This window comes from Streptomyces albofaciens JCM 4342, from assembly GCF_008634025.1.
Taxonomy (GTDB): Bacteria; Actinomycetota; Actinomycetes; order Streptomycetales; family Streptomycetaceae; genus Streptomyces; species Streptomyces albofaciens.
The window spans coordinates 1,699,211-1,717,595 of sequence record NZ_PDCM01000002.1 but is presented as its reverse complement, the minus strand read 5'-3'; the positions used below and the strand labels follow the sequence as shown (position 1 = coordinate 1,717,595).

Annotated in this window: 20 protein-coding genes; 10 read left to right on the top strand and 10 right to left on the bottom strand. The window is 74.2% G+C overall.

The window, feature by feature from the left end; translation table 11 throughout:
- Nucleotides 1–21 precede the first annotated feature (21 nt).
- The 3 genes from CP973_RS27695 to CP973_RS27685 all read left to right on the top strand — a co-directional run bounded on the left by CP973_RS27695 (nt 22) and on the right by CP973_RS27685 (nt 3,327).
- Nucleotides 22–918 (top strand): inositol monophosphatase family protein, encoded by an 897-nt coding sequence (locus CP973_RS27695; RefSeq protein ID WP_150246644.1) that lies wholly within the window; start codon nt 22–24, stop codon nt 916–918.
- 49 nt (nt 919–967) lie between these two features.
- The gene (locus CP973_RS27690) at nt 968–2,377 is read left to right on the top strand and encodes a phytoene desaturase family protein (RefSeq protein WP_150250337.1); all 1,410 of its coding nucleotides are present in this window, start codon (nt 968–970) and stop codon (nt 2,375–2,377) included.
- A 164-nt stretch (nt 2,378–2,541) separates the two neighbouring features.
- A complete protein-coding gene (locus CP973_RS27685; RefSeq protein WP_150246643.1) occupies nt 2,542–3,327 on the top strand; it encodes an ArsR/SmtB family transcription factor in 786 nt (261 codons plus the stop codon).
- A 45-nt stretch (nt 3,328–3,372) separates the two neighbouring features.
- On the opposite strand, the gene CP973_RS27680 is transcribed toward CP973_RS27685, so the two are convergent.
- Together CP973_RS27680 and CP973_RS27675 are read right to left on the bottom strand one after the other, a co-directional pair.
- Nucleotides 3,373–4,281: a PDR/VanB family oxidoreductase gene (locus tag CP973_RS27680; protein WP_150246642.1), complete on the bottom strand. Its 909-nt coding sequence runs from the start codon at nt 4,279–4,281 to the stop codon at nt 3,373–3,375.
- A gap of 23 nt (nt 4,282–4,304) precedes the next feature.
- Nucleotides 4,305–4,934: an MSMEG_1061 family FMN-dependent PPOX-type flavoprotein gene (locus CP973_RS27675; RefSeq protein ID WP_150246641.1), complete on the bottom strand. Its 630-nt coding sequence runs from the start codon at nt 4,932–4,934 to the stop codon at nt 4,305–4,307.
- Between the two features lie 179 nt (nt 4,935–5,113).
- Here CP973_RS27675 and CP973_RS27670 point away from each other — a divergent pair, with 179 nt between their 5' ends.
- The 3 genes from CP973_RS27670 to CP973_RS27660 all read left to right on the top strand — a co-directional run bounded on the left by CP973_RS27670 (nt 5,114) and on the right by CP973_RS27660 (nt 6,910).
- Nucleotides 5,114–5,737: a TetR/AcrR family transcriptional regulator gene (locus CP973_RS27670; RefSeq protein WP_150246640.1), complete on the top strand. Its 624-nt coding sequence runs from the start codon at nt 5,114–5,116 to the stop codon at nt 5,735–5,737.
- 68 nt (nt 5,738–5,805) lie between these two features.
- Nucleotides 5,806–6,375: a GNAT family N-acetyltransferase gene (locus CP973_RS27665; protein WP_150246639.1), complete on the top strand. Its 570-nt coding sequence runs from the start codon at nt 5,806–5,808 to the stop codon at nt 6,373–6,375.
- Nucleotides 6,376–6,382: 7 nt separating this feature from the next.
- Nucleotides 6,383–6,910, top strand: coding sequence for an O-acetyl-ADP-ribose deacetylase (locus CP973_RS27660; protein ID WP_150246638.1), 528 nt, complete (start codon nt 6,383–6,385; stop codon nt 6,908–6,910).
- Nucleotides 6,911–6,986: 76 nt separating this feature from the next.
- Here the strand turns inward: CP973_RS27660 and CP973_RS27655 are convergent, their stop codons facing one another.
- The gene (locus tag CP973_RS27655) at nt 6,987–7,748 is read right to left on the bottom strand and encodes a GNAT family N-acetyltransferase (protein WP_150246637.1); all 762 of its coding nucleotides are present in this window, start codon (nt 7,746–7,748) and stop codon (nt 6,987–6,989) included.
- Between the two features lie 297 nt (nt 7,749–8,045).
- Here CP973_RS27655 and CP973_RS27650 point away from each other — a divergent pair, with 297 nt between their 5' ends.
- Nucleotides 8,046–9,521, top strand: a complete 1,476-nt coding sequence (locus CP973_RS27650) for a DNA-3-methyladenine glycosylase 2 (protein ID WP_150246636.1) — start codon at nt 8,046–8,048, stop codon at nt 9,519–9,521.
- A 91-nt stretch (nt 9,522–9,612) separates the two neighbouring features.
- Nucleotides 9,613–10,158 (top strand): methylated-DNA--[protein]-cysteine S-methyltransferase, encoded by a 546-nt coding sequence (locus tag CP973_RS27645; protein ID WP_244410267.1) that lies wholly within the window; start codon nt 9,613–9,615, stop codon nt 10,156–10,158.
- 68 nt (nt 10,159–10,226) lie between these two features.
- On the opposite strand, the gene CP973_RS27640 is transcribed toward CP973_RS27645, so the two are convergent.
- Nucleotides 10,227–11,075 carry a nucleotidyltransferase domain-containing protein gene (locus CP973_RS27640; protein WP_150250335.1) on the bottom strand — a complete coding sequence of 283 codons (849 nt, stop codon included), beginning with the start codon at nt 11,073–11,075 and terminating at the stop codon, nt 10,227–10,229.
- Between the two features lie 43 nt (nt 11,076–11,118).
- On the bottom strand, nt 11,119–12,051 hold the full coding sequence (locus tag CP973_RS27635) for an LLM class flavin-dependent oxidoreductase (protein WP_150246635.1): 933 nt from the start codon (nt 12,049–12,051) through the stop codon (nt 11,119–11,121).
- Nucleotides 12,052–12,353: 302 nt separating this feature from the next.
- Here CP973_RS27635 and CP973_RS27630 point away from each other — a divergent pair, with 302 nt between their 5' ends.
- Nucleotides 12,354–12,707 carry a VOC family protein gene (locus tag CP973_RS27630; RefSeq protein ID WP_244410043.1) on the top strand — a complete coding sequence of 118 codons (354 nt, stop codon included), beginning with the start codon at nt 12,354–12,356 and terminating at the stop codon, nt 12,705–12,707.
- A 10-nt stretch (nt 12,708–12,717) separates the two neighbouring features.
- Here CP973_RS27630 and CP973_RS27625 read toward each other — a convergent pair whose 3' ends face one another.
- The 3 genes from CP973_RS27625 to CP973_RS27615 all read right to left on the bottom strand — a co-directional run bounded on the left by CP973_RS27625 (nt 12,718) and on the right by CP973_RS27615 (nt 15,410).
- A complete protein-coding gene (locus tag CP973_RS27625; RefSeq protein WP_150246634.1) occupies nt 12,718–13,212 on the bottom strand; it encodes an NUDIX domain-containing protein in 495 nt (164 codons plus the stop codon).
- Between the two features lie 42 nt (nt 13,213–13,254).
- Complete coding sequence (locus CP973_RS27620) at nt 13,255–13,593, bottom strand: hypothetical protein (protein ID WP_208853313.1); 339 nt, start codon at nt 13,591–13,593, stop codon at nt 13,255–13,257.
- 110 nt (nt 13,594–13,703) lie between these two features.
- Entirely contained in the window at nt 13,704–15,410 is a 1,707-nt protein-coding gene (locus CP973_RS27615; protein WP_150246633.1) for a BCCT family transporter, read from the bottom strand.
- Nucleotides 15,411–15,598: 188 nt separating this feature from the next.
- On the opposite strand from CP973_RS27615, the gene CP973_RS27610 reads away from it, so the two are divergent.
- The gene (locus CP973_RS27610) at nt 15,599–16,723 is read left to right on the top strand and encodes a glycerate kinase (protein ID WP_150250333.1); all 1,125 of its coding nucleotides are present in this window, start codon (nt 15,599–15,601) and stop codon (nt 16,721–16,723) included.
- 128 nt (nt 16,724–16,851) lie between these two features.
- Here CP973_RS27610 and pssA read toward each other — a convergent pair whose 3' ends face one another.
- The gene (gene pssA, locus CP973_RS27605) at nt 16,852–17,715 is read right to left on the bottom strand and encodes a CDP-diacylglycerol--serine O-phosphatidyltransferase (protein ID WP_208853312.1); all 864 of its coding nucleotides are present in this window, start codon (nt 17,713–17,715) and stop codon (nt 16,852–16,854) included.
- The gene (locus tag CP973_RS27600; protein WP_150246632.1) at nt 17,702–18,349 is read right to left on the bottom strand and encodes a phosphatidylserine decarboxylase; all 648 of its coding nucleotides are present in this window, start codon (nt 18,347–18,349) and stop codon (nt 17,702–17,704) included. Before CP973_RS27600 ends, pssA begins: the two co-directional genes overlap by 14 nt.
- Nucleotides 18,350–18,385 lie beyond the last annotated feature (36 nt).

Here is an 18,385-nt window from a genome sequence, read left to right as displayed (position 1 = left end):
GGGGCGTGGTTCGATGGAGGCATGATCGAAGCAATGCGCAGGGATACGGGAGACACGGCGGAAGAGACCGGCGGCCCCTCCACGCACACGGCGGACGAGGTGCTGCGCGCGCTGGACGCGGCCGCCGTCGAGGACGCCGTCCGCAAGGCCGCGGCGGCCGAGATCATGCCGCGGTTCCGGCAGCTCGCCGCCCACGAGGTGCTGGAGAAGAACGGCCCGCACGACCTCGTCACGGTCGCCGACCGGCTCGCCGAGGAGCACCTGACCGCCGCCCTGACGGGCCTGCTGCCCGGCTCGCTGGTCGTCGGCGAGGAGGCGGTGCACGCCGACCCGGCGGTGCTCGGCGCGCTGCGCGGCGACGCGCCGGTGTGGATCGTCGACCCGGTCGACGGCACCCGCCAGTTCGTGCACGGCGACCCGGGCTTCGCCACGCTGGTCACCCTGGCGCTCCGCGGCGAGCTGCTGGCCTCCTGGACGTACGCGCCCGCCCTGGACCTGATGGCCACCGCCCGCCGCGGCGCCGGTGCCGAGCTGGACGGAGAGCCGCTGCGCCCCGGTTCCCCGGCGCCCGGCGCGGTGCTGGACGTGGCGATATCGCACTACGACTTCACCGACGACGAGCAGAAGCGGGTCCTGGCCCTGCTGGAGACCGACGGCGTCGCGCCGCGCCCCTGCGGCTCGGCGGGGCTGGAGTATCTGCACATCGCCCGCGGCGAGCTGGACGCGGTGGCCTTCAGCTGGGAAAACGCGTGGGATCACGCGGCGGGGCTGCTGCTCGTCCACGAGGCGGGCGGCGCGAGCGGCACGGTCGCCGGCGAGCCGTTCCGGATATCCGGCGGCAACGCGCTGCCGTTCACCGCGGCACGGGACGCGGCGACGGCCCGGCGTATCCTCGGACTGCTGGCGGCCGCCGACTGATCCTCAAGGGCGAGGGTCGCAGACGAGGGGAGTGGCGCAGGTGCCGACGATGCTCGACGCGGTGGTGATCGGGGCCGGCCCCAACGGGCTGACCGCGGCCGTCGAACTGGCCCGCCGCGGCATGTCCGTCGAGGTCTTCGAGGCGTCCGCCGCCATCGGGGGCGGTGCCCGCACCGAGGAGCTGACGCTGCCCGGCTTCCGGCACGACCCCTGCTCGGCGGTGCACCCGCTCGCGGCCGGCTCCCCCGCGTTCACCGCCATGGGCCTGGAGCGGTACGGCCTGCGATGGCTGCACCCCGACATCCCGATGGCCCACCCCTTCCCCGACGGCACGGCCGCGGTGCTCGCCCGTTCCGTCGGCGAGACGGCGATGTCCCTCGGCGCGCACGACGCCGGCACGTACCGCCGACTGCTCGCGCCCTTCCTCGGCAAGTGGGACACCCTGGCCGCGGACTTCCTGCGTACGCAGTGGCTCGGCCTGCCGCGCGACCCGGTGACGTACGCCCGGTTCGGCCTGGCCGCGGCCCAGCCCGTCGCGCTCCTCGACCGGCGCTTCCGGGATCAGAAGGCGCGCGGCCTGTTCGCCGGGCTCGCCGCCCACGTCATCGCCCCGCTGACCAGCCCCGGCACGGCCGGCGCCGCCGTCATGTTCGCCCTCGCCGCGCACGCGAACGGCTGGCCGATCCCGCGCGGCGGCTCGCAGGCCATCCCCGACGCCCTGGCCGCGCTGCTGCGCCTGCACGGCGGTGTGGTGCACACGGGGTACGAGGTCAAGCGGCTGGACGACCTGCCCCCGGCCCGCGCGTACGTCTTCGACACCTCGCCGACCGCCCTCGCCCGGATCGCGGGGCTCGGCAACGCCTACCGCGGCGTACGGTACGGCCCCGGCGTCTTCAAGATCGACTACGCGCTGTCCGGGCCGGTGCCCTGGACCTCGCCGGAGGCCCGCCGCGCGGGCACCGTGCACCTCGGCCCGACCAGCGGCGAGATCGGCACCGCGCTGCGCGCCGCCGTCGACGGCCGCGACCCGTCCGTACCGTTCCTGATCACCTCGCAGCCGAGCCTGATCGATCCGGGCCGCGCCCCCGAGGGCAAGCACACCTTCTGGGTGTACGGCCATGTCCCGCACGGCTGGGAGGGCGACGCCACGGAAGCGGTGGAGCGCCAACTGGAGCGCTTCGCGCCCGGGTTCCGTGACCTGGTCCTGGCCCGCGCCGTCGCCGGACCGCCCCAACTGGCCGCCCGCAACGCGAACTACGTCGGCGGCGACATCTGCGCCGGCTCCGCCGCGGGCCTCGGCCTGGTCATCCGCCCCAAGCTCGCCCGCAACCCGTACACGACCGCCCACCCGGCGGTCTTCCTGTGCTCCCAGTCCGCCCCGCCGGGCCCCGGCGTGCACGGCATGGCGGGGCACCACGCCGCCAGGGCGGTCTGGCGGCGGCTGCGGCCCGTGCGCTGACCGGGGGGGCTGCCGGAAGCCGAGAAGCCGACCGCATCGGTTCGTCCACCCGGTTCGTCCACCCGGCTCCTCCGCCCGACGCTGCCGAAGTACGTCCTTCGCCACCTCCCCGTTTGACATGCAACCAAACGGTTGCCAGTCTGGTGGTGAGGGGGTAGGACGGCATGGACGAGGTGTTCAAGGCGCTCGCGGACGCGAGCCGCAGACGGCTGCTGGACCGGTTGAACGACCGGAACGGGCAGAGCCTGCGCGAGCTGTGCGCGGGACTGGAGATGACCAGACAGGCGGTGTCCAAGCACCTGGCGGTGCTGGAGGGCGCGGGTCTGGTCACGGTGGTCCGGCACGGCCGGGAGAAGCTGCACTACCTCAACCCCGTGCCCATCCACGAGCTGGCCGACCGCTGGATCGGCCGGTACGAGCGGAGCCGGATGGCCGCGCTCGGCAATCTGAAGCACGCCCTGGAAGGAACCGCGATGAGCAAGCCCGAGTTCGTCTACACGATCTACATCCACACCACGCCCGAGAAGCTCTGGGAGGGGCTGACCAGCCCGGAGTTCCTGAAGCAGTACCACGGCGGCTGGGCGCCCTCCTCCGACTGGAAGGCCGGCTCGAAGGTGCTGTGGCCGGTCGAGGACGGCGGCGAGCCGCAGGACCTCGGCCAGGTCGTCACCGAGTCGGAGCCCGGCAGGCGGCTCGCCTACACCTGGCACACGCTGCAGCCGATGCACCAGGAGATGTTCGGCATGAGCGACGCGGAGTTCGCCGAGGCGGTCAAGGAGCGCTCGAAGGTCGCCTTCGACATCGAGCCGGCCGAGGAGCCGGAGCTGGGCGTGAAGCTGACCATCACCCACGACGGCTTCGACTCGGCCGACTCCAAGATGCTGGAGGGCGTCAGCGGCGGCTGGATCATGATGCTGTCGGAGCTCAAGACGATCCTCGAAAAGGCCTGAGACGGGTCCCGGAAAGGCCTGGCCCGCCTCCCGGCGGGCCGCCCCTCAGAGGTCCAGCACCAGCCGCGGCCCTTGCGCCCGCGACACACAGGCGTACATCCGGCCCTCGGGGGCGCCGATGTCGTCCCGGTGCTCGGGTTCCCCGTCGAGGACGGTGAGTTCGCAACTGCCGCAGACACCCTCGCGGCAACCGGACGGGACGGGGAACCCGGCGTGGTTCAGGGCGTCGAGCAGCGACTCGTCGGCCGGTACCGGGACCGTGCGCCCCGATCGCGCGCACACCGCGTCGAACGCCGTGTTGGGCGCGAACACCCGGGGCAGCGGCTGGAACCGCTCGGCGCGCAGCCGCCCGGCGGGGAAGGCGGCCTCCGCCGCCGCGAGCATGGAGGCCGGGCCGCAGCAGTAGACCAGCGTGCCGGGCTCCAGCCCCGCCGCCAGCGCGCCGAAGTCCGGCCTGCCGTGCTCCCGGGTGGCGACGATGCGTACGGCGTCCCCGTACGCGGCGCGCAGTTCACCGGCGAAGGGCATGGCGTCCGCCGAGGGCCCCACGTACACGAGCGAGGCCGGTGTGCCCGCCGCGGTCGCCGCGCGCATCATCGGCAGGACGGGGGTGATGCCGATCCCGCCCGCGAGGAAGAGGTAGCGCGGCGCGGGCACGAGGGGGAAGTGGTTGCGCGGCAGGGACACGTCGAGCGTGCGGCCCGGTCGCAGAAAACGGTGGATGTATTCGGAGCCGCCCCGGCTGAGCGGGTCGTACCGTACGGCGACGCGGTAGGTCTCGCGGTCCGCGGGGTCCCCGCACAGGGAGTACTGCCGGGTCAGCCAGTTCGGCAGGGCCACGTCGACATGGGCGCCGGGCTCCCAGGGGGCCAGCGGGCCGTCGGCGCCGCGCAGCACGAGCGAGACGACGTCGTCGGTGACCGGGTCGAGGCGGTCGAGGAGGGTCCGCTGCATGGGTGGTTCCCTTTCCGGCGGGGTCAGAAGAGCTTCCGGTAGGACTCTTCGAGGACGGCTTCGAAGTGCTGCGGGTCGATGTCGGCCCCGAACTGCGCGGCGGCGATCTCGCCGACCGACGGCAGCTCGTCGGCGAGGGCCCGGCTCGCCGGGTCCCACAGCCGGGACCGCAGCAGCGCGCGGCCGCAGTGGAAGAACGCCTCGGTCACCTCGACGACGATCGCCAGGACCGGCGCCTTGGCCTCGGTGCGCATCCGGGCCAGCACATCGGGCTCGTCGGTGGGGTAGGCCCGGCCGTTGACGCGCAGCGTCTCCGGCATCCCGGGCACCAGGAAGAGCAGTCCCACCTCCGGGTTCTCCGCGATGTTGCGGAACGAGTCGGCGATCCGGTTGCCCGGCCGGTCGGGTATCGCGAGCGTGCGCTCGTCGAGGACCTTCACGAATCCCGGATAGTCGCCGCGCGGCGAGCAGTCGGCGCGTCCGGCCGCGTCCGCGGTGGCCAGCGACGCGAAGGGCGAGTGCGCGATGAAGCGGCGGGCGAACGCGTCGATGTGGTCGATCTTCTTGTTCTCCAGCATGGACTCGGGTTCGCCGAGCAGGGCGCGGACCTCGTCCGGGGGCAGCCGGCGGGGGCGGGTGCGGACGTGCGTCATGGAGGCTCCTTCCAGGAGGGGCGGCACGGCGGACGGACCCGGGCGGCCATGGCGCCCCGCGCCCCCGACGCTCCGCCGACAGCGGCGGCAGCCATCGCTCCGCCGCAGCTCATGGCACTATTGTGAGTAATTGCTCAGGTCTTCGCCACTCGCATTCGAGGGGCTCTCCAGGAGGTGCCATGGCGGCGGACAGCCGGGGACTAACGCCACGTAAACAGCCGCGCCAGGCCCGCGCGGAAGCCACCCGGCAGCGCATCCTCACCGCGGCTGCTCACGTTTTCGCCGAGTACGGCTACGCCGCGGGGACCACCAACCGCATCGCCGAACGGGCCCGGGTGTCGATCGGATCGCTGTACCAGTACTACCCGAACAAGGACGCCATCCTGGTGGAACTGCTGGTCCGGCACCTCGACGCCGGGGCCGCCGCCGTCGCGGAGCGGCTGGACGGGCAGCTGCCCGACTCCCTCGAAGAGACCATCCGGCTCTTCGTCCGCGCCTCGGTCGACAACCACCAGGACGACCCGCAACTGCTGCGCGTCATGGCCGAGCAGGGCCCCCGGACCCCGGAACTCCTCGACAAGGTCTCCCGGCACCACCGGGCGCGGGTCGCCTCCGTCCAGCAGCTGTTCGAGCGCCACCCGCAGGTCCGGGTCGCGGACACCTATGTCGCCGCCCGGCTCACGGTGGCCTCGATCGAACTCCTCGTCCACCAGCTCCTGGCGGCACCGGACCCCTTGGACGTCACCCGGTTCGAGAACGAGCTGGTGGCCATGTTGAGCGGCTACCTCACGACCGAACGGTGACGGTACGGGCGGGCCGCGGCCGGAAACCCCGGTGCGGCCCGCCCGGCACGCGTGGTATTCCCCAGGCCATGAGTGATCTTCAGACGGACCGGCTGGTGCTCCACCCGCTCACCGCCGCCGAGGCGGCGCGGCTGGTGGCGCGTACCCCGGCCGACGGCGACCGCTGGGCACCCGGCTACCCCACCGACGGGGACGTGGAGTCCGCCACCGACTTCCTGAACCACTGTGCGGCCACCGGCGATCCGCAGCCCTTCGGGGACTACGAGATACGCCGCCTGGCGGACGGCCTGGTCATCGGCAGCCTGGGCTTCAACCGGCCGCCCGCCCCGGACGGCAGCGTCACGATCGGCTACGGCCTGGTCCCCGCGGCACGCGGCCACGGGTACGCGGCGGAGGCCCTGCGCGAGCTGCTGCGCCTCGCCAGGGAACGCGGCGTCACCTGCGTGAAGGGCGACGCCGACCTCGGCAACACCGCGTCCCAGCGCGTCATGACCGCGGCCGGTATGCGGCCGGCGGGCGAGGACGAGCGGGTGAAGTACTTCGAGATCAGCTGGCCCGCCACGGACGGCGACACGGCCGGGGACACGGCCGGACCGCCGGGCCGGTCCGCCGCCGGGAACGGGAGCACGGGACCATGATGGCCGTATGACCGCATCAGCATCCGCGCCCGCCCTCACCCTCGTCGCCGGTGACATCACCGAGCAGCGGGTCGACGCCGTCGTGAACGCCGCCAACTCCTCGCTGCTGGGCGGCGGGGGAGTGGACGGCGCGATCCACCGGCGCGGCGGCCCGGAGATCCTGGCGGAGTGCCGCGCGCTGCGGGCCTCGCACTACGGCAAGGGCCTGCCCACCGGGCAGGCCGTGGCCACCACGGCGGGCCGGCTGCCGGCCCGCTGGGTGATCCACACGGTCGGCCCGGTATGGGCGGAGTCCGAGGACCGCTCGGACCTGCTCGCCTCCTGCTACCGCGAGTCGCTGCGGGTCGCCGACGAGCTGGGCGCCCGCACCGTCGCCTTCCCGGCGATCTCCGCCGGGATCTACCGCTGGCCGCTGGACGACGCGGCCCGTATCGCGGTCGGTGCGGTACGGGCCGCGCGGACCGCCGTCGAGGAGGTGCGCTTCGTGCTCTTCGACGCGCGGGCGTACGAGGCGTTCGCCGCGCGGGTGGGCTGACCGGCCGCGCGGCGAACCCGCTCGTTCCGTGGGCGCCCGTTCCGTACCCGCCCGCCCGCTGTCCGCCGGGCGCGGCTCAGTGCCAGGCGAACCGCGCCGACACGCACGGGTCCTCGTTGCGGTAGCCGAGGCGGTCGTAGAGCCGCTCGGCGGGCGCGTTGTCGGCCAGCTGCCACAGCGTGCAGAAGCCGTGCCGCCGTACGGTGTGCCGGGTCAGCCACGAGGTCAGCGCGGCCCCGAGGCCCTGGCCGCGCTGGGCGGTGTCGGTGGCGACGGACGCCATCAGCGGCGCGCCGCTGTCCCGCAGGCTGCTCATCGCGCCGCACGCCACCAGCCGCCCGTCCGCGCCGCGGATGCCGGCCCACAGGCTCACGTCCGCCGAGCCGGGGCCGGTCGAGTGGGCCGGGCTGTGCTCGTTGAGGAAGGCGAGCAGTTCTCCGTGGTGGCTCTCGTCGAGCGCGACCACGCGGTCCTCCGCCGGGTGGACGGCCGGTTCCTCCAGCGTCCAGCGGAAGATCCACTCGACCACGTCGGTCACCGCGAGATGGCGGCCGACCAGCGTCTCGGTGCCGCGCGGCCCGGTGAACTCCCGTACGCCGTCGGGAAAGCCCTGCGCGGCACGCAGCACGAGACCGGCGGCGGCATCCGGCTCGCCGACGCTCCACACGTGCCCGCGGACGGCGTCGAGCCAGGCGACGGCACCGGTGTTGCACCAACTGGTCCGGTCGGCGGGCCGCTGCCGCGCGGCGCCGAAACGCAGGAGGGCGGCGCCCTCCTGGAGCTCCAGGCCCTGCGTGAACAGGTCCTCGGTCCGGGGGAGAAGAGTCGTTGCCTGCATCACTCTCTGAGAAGGACGTAGGGGAGGGAACGACCCCGGACACGCTGGAGGCGCGGCCGGAACCGTTCGTCTGAAGGAGGGGGTCCCGGCAGCGGCTGCGCACGCGTGCGCGCCCGGCCAACCGGGTCGCCCACTCTCGCACACCGCCCCCGGACCGGCGCAAATTCGTGGCGCGTGCGGTATGCCACGTCGCGGGGCGGCCGTTCCCGGCCGGGTCCTTCGGGCCGCCGCTGGTCACCGGACACTGATGTCGGAAAACCGCCAGCCCGGCGCCCGCGGCTGCCCGATCCTGGACCCATGCACACCGACTTCGAGCGCTGTCTGCGCGCCGTCCGGTCCAAGGACGCCCGGTTCGACGGGTGGTTCTACACGGCGGTGCGCACCACGCGCATCTATTGCCGTCCCAGCTGCCCGGTGGTGCCGCCCAAGCCCGAGAACATGACCTTCTACCCGAGCGCCGCCGCCGCGCAGCAGGCCGGATACCGCGCCTGCAAGCGGTGCCGCCCGGACGCCAGCCCCGGCTCACCGCAGTGGGACGAGCGCGCCGACTGCGTCGCGCGCGCCATGCGGCTGATCGCCGACGGCGTCGTGGACCGCGAGGGTGTGCCGGGACTCGCCGCCCGGCTCGGCTACAGCCCCCGCCAGGTCGAGCGGCAACTGCTGGCCGAGCTGGGCGCCGGGCCGCTCGCGCTGGCCCGCGCGCAGCGCGCCCAGACCGCGCGGCTGCTCATCGAGACCACCGGACTGCCCATGGCCGACGTGGCGTTCGCCGCCGGATTCGCCAGCATCCGCACCTTCAACGACACGGTGCGCGAGGTGTTCGCGCTCGCGCCCACCGAGCTGCGGCGGCGCGCCCGGCCGGGCACCGGCGCGGCGGCCCTGCCCGGCACGCTCGCCCTGCGGCTGCCCTTCCGGCAGCCGCTGTGCCCGGACAACCTCTTCGGGCACCTGGCCGCGACCGCCGTACCGGGCGTGGAGGAGTGGCGGGACGGCGCGTATCGGCGCACGCTCGCCCTCCCGTACGGGCACGGCATCGTCGCCCTCGCCCCGCGCCCCGGCCACATCGACTGCCGGCTCTCCCTGACCGACCTGCGCGACCTCGCGGGGGCCATCGCCCGCTGCCGCCGGATGCTCGACCTGGACGCCGACCCGGAGGCGGTGGACGGGCTGCTGGCCGAGGACCCCGTACTGGCCCCGCTGGTCCGCAAGGCGCCGGGGCGGCGGGTGCCGCGCACGGTGGACGCGGACGAGTTCGCGGTACGGGCCGTGCTGGGCCAGCAGGTGTCCACCGCCGCCGCGCGCACCCACGCGGGCCGGCTGGTCACCGCGTACGGCCGGACGGTCGACGATCCGGCGGGCGGGCTGACCCACCTCTTCCCGTCCCCGGCCGAACTGGCCGGACTGGACCCGGAGACGCTCGCCATGCCGCGCACCCGGCGCGCCACCCTCACCACGATGATCGCCGCCCTCGCCGACGGCACCGTCCGGCTCGGCGTCGGCAGCGACCGCGAGCGGGCCCGGGCCCAGCTGGCGGCACTGCCCGGCGTCGGGCCCTGGACCGTCGAGTGCATTGCCATGCGGGCCCTCGGCGACCCCGACGCGTTCACCCCGACCGACCTGGGCCTGCGCCGCGCCGCCGCCGGGCTCGGGCTGCCGGCCACCCCGGCGGCGCTGATACGGCACTCGGCGCGCTGGCGCCCGTGGCGCGCGTACGCCGTCCAGTACCTCTGGGCCACCGACGACCACCCCGTCAACCACCTCCCCACCGACTGAGGCGACCGTGTCCGCACCCGTTCCCCCGCCCGCTTCCCCGCCTTCTTCCGCACCCGCCTCAGCACCCGACGGCGGCACGCGCCGCCACGCCCTGCTGCCCGACACCCCGTACGGCCCGCTGACCCTCGTGGCCGAGGGCGACGCGCTCGCCGGCCTCTACATGACCGACCAGCGCCACCGCCCGCCCCAGGAGTCCTTCGGCCTGCCGGCGGACCTCACGGAGCCGCCCTTCGCGGCGGCCGCCCACCAGCTGCACGCCTACTTCGACGGCGCCCTCACCGACTTCGACCTGCCCCTCGCCCCACAGGGCACGCCCTTCCAGCGCCGCGTCTGGGACGCCCTGCGCGAGATCCCGTACGGCGCGACACTCTCGTACGGGCAGCTCGCCGAACGCCTCGGCAAGCCCTCCGCCGCCCGCGCGGTCGGCCTGGCCAACGGCAAGAACCCGATCGGCATCATCATCCCCTGCCACCGCGTCATCGGGGCGAGCGGCAGCCTCACCGGCTACGGCGGCGGACTCGACCGCAAGCGCCGGCTGCTGGACTTCGAGCGGGGCGGCGGTGCGCGGGCAGACGGCAGGTGGGCAGACGGTGCGCGGGCAGACGGCGCGCCGGGCCAGGAGGCGCTCTTCGGGTGAGGTGAGCGGCCTGCCGCCGCCCGCGCCCTCGACCAGCGCCCTCAGCCCACGCCCTCGGCCCACGGCTCTCACCCCGTGCCCTCCACCACCGCCCGCACATCCGCCACCAGTTCCTCGGCCGCCTTCAGCGAACGCGCCAACTCCGGCCCCGTACAGCCCAGTCCGCCCAGTAGCGCACTCGCCCGCTCCTCGAAAGCGGCCGGCGCGCCGGGCAGGGCAGCGGCGGCGGCGAGCGCGCCCTTCTCGTTGATCAGCCAGGCCCGGTGGTGGGCGTGCAGGGCCTGGGTCAGATCGCCCACCGCCCGCGCCAGGCACAGCGCCGCGTGCAGCGTGTCCGCGGCCGCGTGCGACTTGCCCGCCATGGCGACGGAGAACCCGGCGTCCCAGACCGCCCAACCGGCCAGCGCGGCACGCAGCGGCTCCGGATACTCCCGCATCTCCGCCTTCGGACGGCCCAGTTCACCGGACGGATCGGCCAGGACGCGCGCCAGCGCCAGCTCACCCGCGTACGCCGGGGACCAGAACCCCAGCGGATGCCCCACCTGAGCGCCGATCTCGAACCGCCCCGCCCGGCACTCCCGCCACACCTTCTCCACCCGGTCGAGGTCCCGCAGCAGCCAGTCCACATGCCGACCGTCCGGCATCACCAGCCAGGCCCCGCCGTTGACCCAGTCGCCCCAGGCGCCCGGCCCGTGGATCTCCACCGGCGCGCCGGTGACCTCGGCGGCCAGGTCCGCGAGGGCGGCGAGGTCCGGTTCACCGCGGTAGTAGACGCCGAGGTCCCAGTCGGAGTCGGGCCGGTGGGTGCCGCGGGCCCGGCTGCCACCGAGGGTGACGCCGACGACGCCGGGGACTTCGGCCAGGGCGGCTGCTCCGCGCTCGGCCCAGTAATCCTCGTGCTGCTCGTGGTGGTCCATGCTCTCGTTCACGCCCGGCAGCCTACGGCGCCGCCCCCAGGGCTCACCCCACCAACCCCCGCACCTCCGCCAGCAGCTCCACCTGATGCCGCCAGTCACCGCCCGCGAACGTCATGACGACGCGGGAGACGCCCGCGCCGCAGTAGCTGTGCAGGTGCTCGGCGGCTTCTCGTGCGTCGCCGGTCACGGGCACCTCCGCGCGACGTTCGGCGGTGGAGCCGTACGCCGTGGCCAGGTCCGTCGCCAGTTCGGTGCGGGTGGGCAGGTCCGGGTCCGTGCCGAGCGCGCCCAGGGTGCCGACGACGACGGACGGGGCCGGGCGGCCGAAGGCGGCGGCGAGTTCGGCCAGGTGCACGGTGCCCGCGGCCACTTCGGCGGGCGGGGCGAGGGCGGGGTACCAGCCGTCGCCCAGGCGGGCGGCGCGCCGTACCGTGTTGCGGGAGTTGCCGCTGACCCAGACGGGCGGCATCGGTACGCAGGGCGGTAACCCGGCTGCCGGGCCGCCCTGTTCGTACGGCAGCGGGCTCCCGTCGCCCGCGAGCAGCCGCGGCAGCAGCCGCAGCGTCGCGTCGGTCCGGCGGCCCCGCTCCTCGTACGGCACCCCCGCCGCCGCCCACCGCGCGCGTCCGCCGCCCGTCCCCACGCCGAGCACCAGCCGCCCGTCCGCGACGTACTGGAGACTCGCGATCTGCTCGGCGGCCCGGGCCGGCGGCCGGAGGGCCGGTGCGTACGCCTCGCTGACGACGGTGATGTGCTCGGTGGCCGCGGCCACCGCGGCCAGCGCCACCGCGGCGTCCAGCGACGGCTCACCGGCCGGGGCGTCCCGGTACGCGACGAGGTCGAGCCCGGCCTGTTCCGCGTGCCGGGCCGCCTCGGCGAGGGGCAGTTTCTGCGCGCGCCGCACGGCGGGCGACGGCAGCACCACACCCACCGCCAGGCGGCCCGGCGGGACCGCCGCATCCGGGAAGAACGTCATGCGCCGACGATGCAACCTCAAGCAGGCTTGAAGTCAAGGGGGGGCGGTGCGGCTCCTCACCGGTCCTGTTCCCGTATGGCTGTGGCGGGAAGACGAGTGGCGGTGGCCCACGGGCCTACGATGAGCGCCATCTCGCCTGACGCTTCCCCCTCTTCCGTATGGCCGGTCCTGCACTACGACGACACCAGGGCGGCGTTGCCTTTCCTGGTCGATGTGCTGGGGTTCGCGGAGACGGTGGCGGCGCCGGACGAGCACGTCGGGATCGGGCATGCTGAGCTGCGGTGGCCCGGCGGGGTGCGCTGGTGTTCGGTTCGACCCGGCACACGGACGGCGTGCACGGCTGGATGCGGGCCGGAACCAGCGCGGTCTACGTGGTGAGCGACGACGTGGACGCGGTGCACCGGTGGGTGGTCGACGCCGGTGGCGAGGTTCTCGAACCGCCGCACGAAACCCGGTTCGGGTCGGGCGCCACGGCGTACGTCTGCACGGTGCGGGACCCGGAGGGCAACCTGTGGACCTTCGGCACCTATCGCGGTCCTTCGCCCGAGCAGGTGGAGAAGCTGCGGGTCCAATTGGCCCGCGCCGAGGACTTCGCCGCCACCCTGGGCGCCCGCCTGGAACGGAACGCTCCGGCCGCCCGCGACCGGAACCGCTGAAACCGCGCCCTCACCGCCCGCCCGGCGCGACCCCGTCCTCCAGTTCCACGGGTCCGCCCCCGCCCTCCAGCGCGTCCAGCGCGGCCCGCATGCGCAGGGCCATCGGGGGAGACAGCCGCGGTTCTGCCTCCTCCCACGTCAGCAGGGACCAGGAGAGCAGTTCCGTCTCCTGGAGGCGGATGGCCGCCAGCTGGTCCGCGTCCAGGACGCCGCCGTCGTACAGGTACGACACCAGCGGCGGGCGCCCGGGGCCGCGCACCCAGTCGACGGCCAGCAGCCGGCCCGGCTCGATGTCCAGGCCGATCTCCTCGCCGGTCTCCCGCCGCGCGGCCTGGCGGGGCGACTCGCCCGCGTCCGATTCGACGGTGCCGCCGGGCAGGTTCCAGGTGTCGCGGTAGTTCGGCTCGACGTACAGCACCCGGTCGTCGGCGTCGCGGAAGATGACACCGGCGCCCGCGAGCACACGGGGAAGACCGGCGATATAGGTGGCGTAGTCCGTGGTCATACGGCGAGCGTAGTGGGGCCGTACGGTGTGCTTCCCCGGCCCTCAGGCGTCCGTCCGGCCCTCCAGGAGCAGCGCCGCCAGCCGCAGATACGCCCGGTATGTCGCCGGGGCCGGCCAGGCCAGCTCCCGCGGCGGGTCGGGCGTGGCCAGCACGGCGTCGTGCACCTGCTGGAGCACCGGCCCCAGCGGGCTGAGCACGGCGCGCAGCGCGTCGGACGCCAGGGCGCGGACCCGGTCGCCGCCGCCCACCGGCGTGACACCGCCGATCCCGCCGGGCAGGTCGGCGTCGCCCGCGCCGCCGGCCGGCTCGCCGACGGGCGCCAGCGCCACCCGGACCGTGGCCTCGCCGAACGGGAACTCCACATAGTCGTAATGCGGCACAGCCTCATTGTGCTGATCAAGTCGCCCTGGGAGAAGGTGCGTTCAGCGGTCGGTGCGGTTCCGGTACCCGGGTGCGCGCCAGGATGCGCGCCGGTCCGCCGGGGCGGCGCCTACGGACCCGGCGGATCCGTGTCCTCGCCGGACCGCTTGGCGTCGGCGGCCCGGCGCAGCCGCGGGTGGCGGGTGCGGCCGCGGTCGGTGATCTCCTCGCCGACGATGGTGCGCACCGCGTCCCGCAGGCCGTGCAGCGCGGGGTGCCGGGCGGGCCCGGCGCCCGGGTCCTCGCGCAGTTCCTTCAGCAGTGCCCAGCACAGCGCCAGCATCACGAACACGAACGGCAGCGCGACCAGGATCGTCGCCGTCTGGAGCGCGCCGAGCCCGCCCGCCACCAGCAGCACCGCGGCGACCGCGGCCATCAGGACGCCCCAGGTGACCACCAGCCAGGTGCGCGGGTGCAGCGCGCCCCGGCTGGTCAGCGACCCCATCACCAGGGACGCGGAGTCGGCGCTGGTGATGAAGTACGTCATCACCAGGATCATCGCCACCCACGAGGTCACCGCCCCGGCCGGCAGCGCGTCCAGCATGCCGAACAGCGACGCCTCCGCGTCCTTGGCGTGCTGCGCCAGGTCGGCCACGCCGCCGGCGTCCAGCCGGATCGCGCTGCCGCCCAGCACGCAGAACCAGACCATGGTCGCGCCGCTGGGCACCAGCAGGACGCCGATCAGGAACTCCCGTACGGTCCGCCCGTGCGAGATCCGGGCGATGAACGTGCCGACGAACGGGGCCCAGGACAGCCACCACGCCCAGTAGAAGACCGTCCAGACGCCCAGCCAGTCCGCGTCGGTGAACGCGCCGGTCCGCGAGGCCATCGGCAGCAGGTCGGCGAGGTAGCCGCCGACGCTCGCCGGGATGCTGTCCAGGACGTACACGGTCGGGCCGAGCACGAAGACGAACAGCATCAGCAGCGCCGCCAGCACGATGTTCAGGGTGGACAGCCACTTGACGCCCTTGTGCAGGCCGGAGAAGGCCGAGGCCACGAACGCCGCGGAGAGCGCCACGATGATCACCAGCTGGACCGTCGTGCTGTCCGCCGTGCCCGTGGTGATGTTGAGCCCCTTGCTGACCTGAAGGGCGCCCAGGCCCAGGCTGGTGGCCGTACCGAAGACGGTCGCGAAGACGGCCAGCAGGTCGATCAGGTGCCCCAGGCGTCCGCCGGCCCGCCGCTCGCCGATCAGCGGGACGAAGGCGGAGCTGAGCCGGTTGCTGCGGCCCTTGCGGAAACCCGCGTAGGCCAGGGCCAGGCCCGCGATGCCGTAGATGGCCCACGGGGTCAGGGTCCAGTGGAAGAACGAGTACTCCAGCGCGGTACGGGCCGCGGCGCCGGTGTGCGGAGTGACGCCGCTGGCGGGCGGCGGGGAGACGTAGTGCTGGAGGGGCTCGCCCACGCCGTAGAACATCAGGCCGATTCCCATTCCGGCGCTGAACATCATCGCGATCCACGCCAGATTGCCGAATTCCGGCTCCGCGTCGTCCGTGCCGAGCCGGACCCGGCCGAATCGGCTGACGGCGATGAGGACGCACAGCACGAGAAAGACATCCGCCGCCACCACGAACAGCCAGCCGAAATTCCCCAGCACCCAGTTCAGCGCGGAATCGGTGACGGATTCGAAATTCTTTTTGCCCAGTGCCGCCCAGGCGACCACCGCGAGCACCGCGGCCACGCCGACGCCGACCAGAACGAGATCGGGCGGCGGATCGTGCTCCGCGCCGCCGGGCCCGGAATGCGGCGTCGGTTCCTCGGAAGTCTGCACGCTCATGGCGTCCCACTATGACCGGAAAAACGGTGTTCAGCCGGATTGGCGCGCCGTCCGGCGCCGCCGCTCCCTGTTCGCCGGGGCCCGCGCCGGATAAGGTCGCAGCGGCGCGACTGCCAGTTCGAAAGCAAGGGGAAACAGTGGCGGACGCAGCAAGGACACCGGCGGCAGACCGGGACCGGGCACCGCGGGTGCTGGTCGCCGCGGACAAATTCAAGGGTTCGCTCACCGCCGTCGAGGTCGCCGGACACGTCACGGCCGGGCTGCGCCGGGCCGTCCCCGGCCTCGCGGTGGAGTCCGTCCCGGTCGCGGACGGCGGCGACGGCACGGTCGCGGCCGCCCTGGCGGCGGGCTTCGCCCGGTACGAGGTCCGGGTCACCGGCCCCGTCGGCGACCCGGTGACGGCCACCTTCGCGCTCCACGAGGACGGCACGGCCGTGATCGAGATGGCGGAGGCGTCCGGCCTCCAGCACCTGCCGGAGGGGCGCTTCGCACCGCTCACGGCCACCACGTACGGCACCGGCGAGCTGCTGCGCGCGGCGCTGGACGCGGGCGCCGGCCGGATCGTCCTCGGCGTCGGCGGCAGCGCCACGACCGACGGCGGCGCGGGCATGCTCGCCGCGCTCGGCGCCCGCTTCCTGGACGCCGCGGGCGCCCCGCTCGCACCGGGCGGCGGCCCGCTGCGCGACCTGGCCACCGCCGATCTGACGGGCCTGGACCCCCGGCTCGCCGGTACGGAGGTGGTGCTCGCCGGCGACGTGGACAACCCGCTCACCGGGCCCAAGGGCGCGCCCGCCGTCTACGGGCCGCAGAAGGGCGCGAGCGAGCAGGACGTCGCGGCGCTGGACGCGGCCCTCGCCCACTACGCCAAGGTCCTGGAGACCGCGGTGGGGCCCCGCGCCGCCGAGTGCGCCCTCGCGCCCGGCGCGGGCGCGGCGGGCGGCATCGGCTACGGCGCCCTGGTCGGCCTGGGCGCCGCCTTCCGGCCGGGCATCGACGTGATGCTGGAGGTGCTGGGCTTCGCCCCGGCCCTGGCCCGCGCCACCTTCGTCGTCACCGGAGAGGGCTCGCTGGACGAGCAGACCCTGCACGGCAAGGCACCGGCCGGTGTCGCGGCGGCGGCCCGTGCCGCGGGCCTGGACGTGGTGGCGGTCTGCGGGCGCCTGGCCCTGCCGGCCGAGGCGCTGGGCCGGGCCGGCATCCGCCGCGCCTACCCGCTGACCGACCTGGAGCCGGACCCGGCACGCTGCATGGCCGAGGCCGGACCGCTCCTGGAGCGCGCCGCGGAGGCCCTGGCGCGGGATTTCCTGCGGTGAGGTGAGACGGGACGGGGGCGCTCCGTACGCGCCCCCTCCGGGCGCCCCGTGCCCCCGGATACGGCAAAAGGCCCCCGCCGAGCTGCTGCGCCCGGCGGGGGCCTTTGTCGTCCGAAGGCCGGTGGCCGCTACTGGATCTGCTGCACCTGCGCGCTGCGCGCCTCGCGGCGGTTGTCGCGGAAGGTGTTGACCCGGCGGGCCGTCGCGAAGACCGGGATCATCGCGCCCAGCACGATCTGGAGGGAGCAGCCGGTCTGCAGGAGGGTCTGGCCGCCGGGGGCGTCCAGCGCCCAGGCCGCCAGCATGCCCATGCTCAGCACGATCCAGCTGAGCATCGCCACCGCGAGCCGTCCCCGCGGCTTCGGGTACTCGACCCGGCTCACCATCAGCCAGGCCACACCGATGATCGCCAGCAGCGTCGGTACGAAGGGCAGCTCCAGCAGAACGATCGCGACGACGGTCAGGGCGCCGAACGGACTCGGCATGCCCTGGAAGATGCCGTCCCGCAGCGTCACGCAGGAGAACCGGGCCAGCCGCAGCACCACCGCCAGCAGCACCACCACCGCCGCGACCACCGAGACCCGCTGGTGGGAGTCCGGGGCGACCATGCCCCAGGTGACGACGAAGTACGCCGGCGCCAGCCCGAAGCTGATCAGGTCGGAGAGGTTGTCGAGCTCGGCCCCCATCGCCGAGGCGCGCAGCTTGCGCGCGACGAGCCCGTCGAACAGGTCGAAGATGGAGGCCAGCAGCATCAGGATCACCGCCATGGCGGCGCTGTGCCGCGCCATCCCGCCGTCCTCGTTGCCCGTCAGGTGCGGGATCAGGACGCCGGTGGTGGTGAAGTAGACGGCCATGAAGCCGCAGATCGCGTTGCCCAGGGTGAGGGTGTCCGCGATCGACAGCCGCGTGGACAGCGGCATGTCGTCGGCCACGTCCTCCTCGTCGACGTCCGCGACCCAGCCGGGCTGGGTGTCGGGATCAATCACGGTCAAGGCGAGTCACCCCCGCGGTGGTGGCCTGGCCGACCTCGACCGCGGCCTCGACACCCGCCGGGAGGTAGACGTCGACGCGCGACCCGAAGCGGATCAGGCCGATGCGCTCGCCCTGCTCCACCTTCGTGCCCTGGGGGACGTACGGGACGATCCGGCGGGCCACGGCACCGGCGATCTGCACCATCTCGACGTCGCCGAGCTCGGTGTCGAAGTGCCAGACCACCCGCTCGTTGTTCTCGCTCTCCTTGTTGAACGCCGGGACGAACCCGCCGGGGATGTGCTCCACGGACGTCACCGTGCCGGCCAGCGGCGCGCGGTTGACGTGGACGTTCAGCGGGCTCATGAAGATCGCGACGCGGGTGCGTCCGTCCTTCCACGGCATGATGCTCTGCACCACGCCGTCGGCCGGGGAGATGACCCGGCCCTGAGCGATCTCGCGCTCAGGGTCGCGGAAAAACCACAGCATGCCCGCCGCCAGGGCGGTGGCGGGCACGGCGGCGGCAGCCCAGCGTCCCGAGCGACGGGAACGGGCCAGGCTGACCGCGGCCGTCGCGACGGTCGGCAGGAGCCACGGCGACGCTCCGCGCGCGAGGCGGACGCGACCGCGTTGTGCAGAGGATTGGCTGTGGGGCATGGATGACCTTCGTAGCGGAGGATGCCGCATATGCAA

Bases quoted from the DNA above. Each gene is read 5' to 3' on its own strand.
- CP973_RS27600 (WP_150246632.1), bottom strand. From the start codon at position 18,349: ATGCCCCACAGCCAATCCTCTGCACAACGCGGTCGCGTCCGCCTCGCG.
- CP973_RS27640 (WP_150250335.1), bottom strand. From the start codon at position 11,075: ATGGACCACCACGAGCAGCACGAGGATTACTGGGCCGAGCGCGGAGCA.
- CP973_RS27680 (WP_150246642.1), bottom strand. From the start codon at position 4,281: ATGCAGCGGACCCTCCTCGACCGCCTCGACCCGGTCACCGACGACGTC.
- CP973_RS27635 (WP_150246635.1), bottom strand. From the start codon at position 12,051: ATGACGTTCTTCCCGGATGCGGCGGTCCCGCCGGGCCGCCTGGCGGTG.
- CP973_RS27690 (WP_150250337.1), top strand. From the start codon at position 968: ATGCTCGACGCGGTGGTGATCGGGGCCGGCCCCAACGGGCTGACCGCG.
- CP973_RS27670 (WP_150246640.1), top strand. From the start codon at position 5,114: ATGGCGGCGGACAGCCGGGGACTAACGCCACGTAAACAGCCGCGCCAG.
- CP973_RS27655 (WP_150246637.1), bottom strand. From the start codon at position 7,748: ATGCAGGCAACGACTCTTCTCCCCCGGACCGAGGACCTGTTCACGCAG.
- CP973_RS27665 (WP_150246639.1), top strand. From the start codon at position 5,806: ATGAGTGATCTTCAGACGGACCGGCTGGTGCTCCACCCGCTCACCGCC.
- CP973_RS27625 (WP_150246634.1), bottom strand. From the start codon at position 13,212: ATGACCACGGACTACGCCACCTATATCGCCGGTCTTCCCCGTGTGCTC.
- CP973_RS27615 (WP_150246633.1), bottom strand. From the start codon at position 15,410: ATGAGCGTGCAGACTTCCGAGGAACCGACGCCGCATTCCGGGCCCGGC.
- CP973_RS27675 (WP_150246641.1), bottom strand. From the start codon at position 4,934: ATGACGCACGTCCGCACCCGCCCCCGCCGGCTGCCCCCGGACGAGGTC.
- CP973_RS27650 (WP_150246636.1), top strand. From the start codon at position 8,046: ATGCACACCGACTTCGAGCGCTGTCTGCGCGCCGTCCGGTCCAAGGAC.
- CP973_RS27685 (WP_150246643.1), top strand. From the start codon at position 2,542: ATGGACGAGGTGTTCAAGGCGCTCGCGGACGCGAGCCGCAGACGGCTG.
- CP973_RS27695 (WP_150246644.1), top strand. From the start codon at position 22: ATGATCGAAGCAATGCGCAGGGATACGGGAGACACGGCGGAAGAGACC.
- CP973_RS27660 (WP_150246638.1), top strand. From the start codon at position 6,383: ATGACCGCATCAGCATCCGCGCCCGCCCTCACCCTCGTCGCCGGTGAC.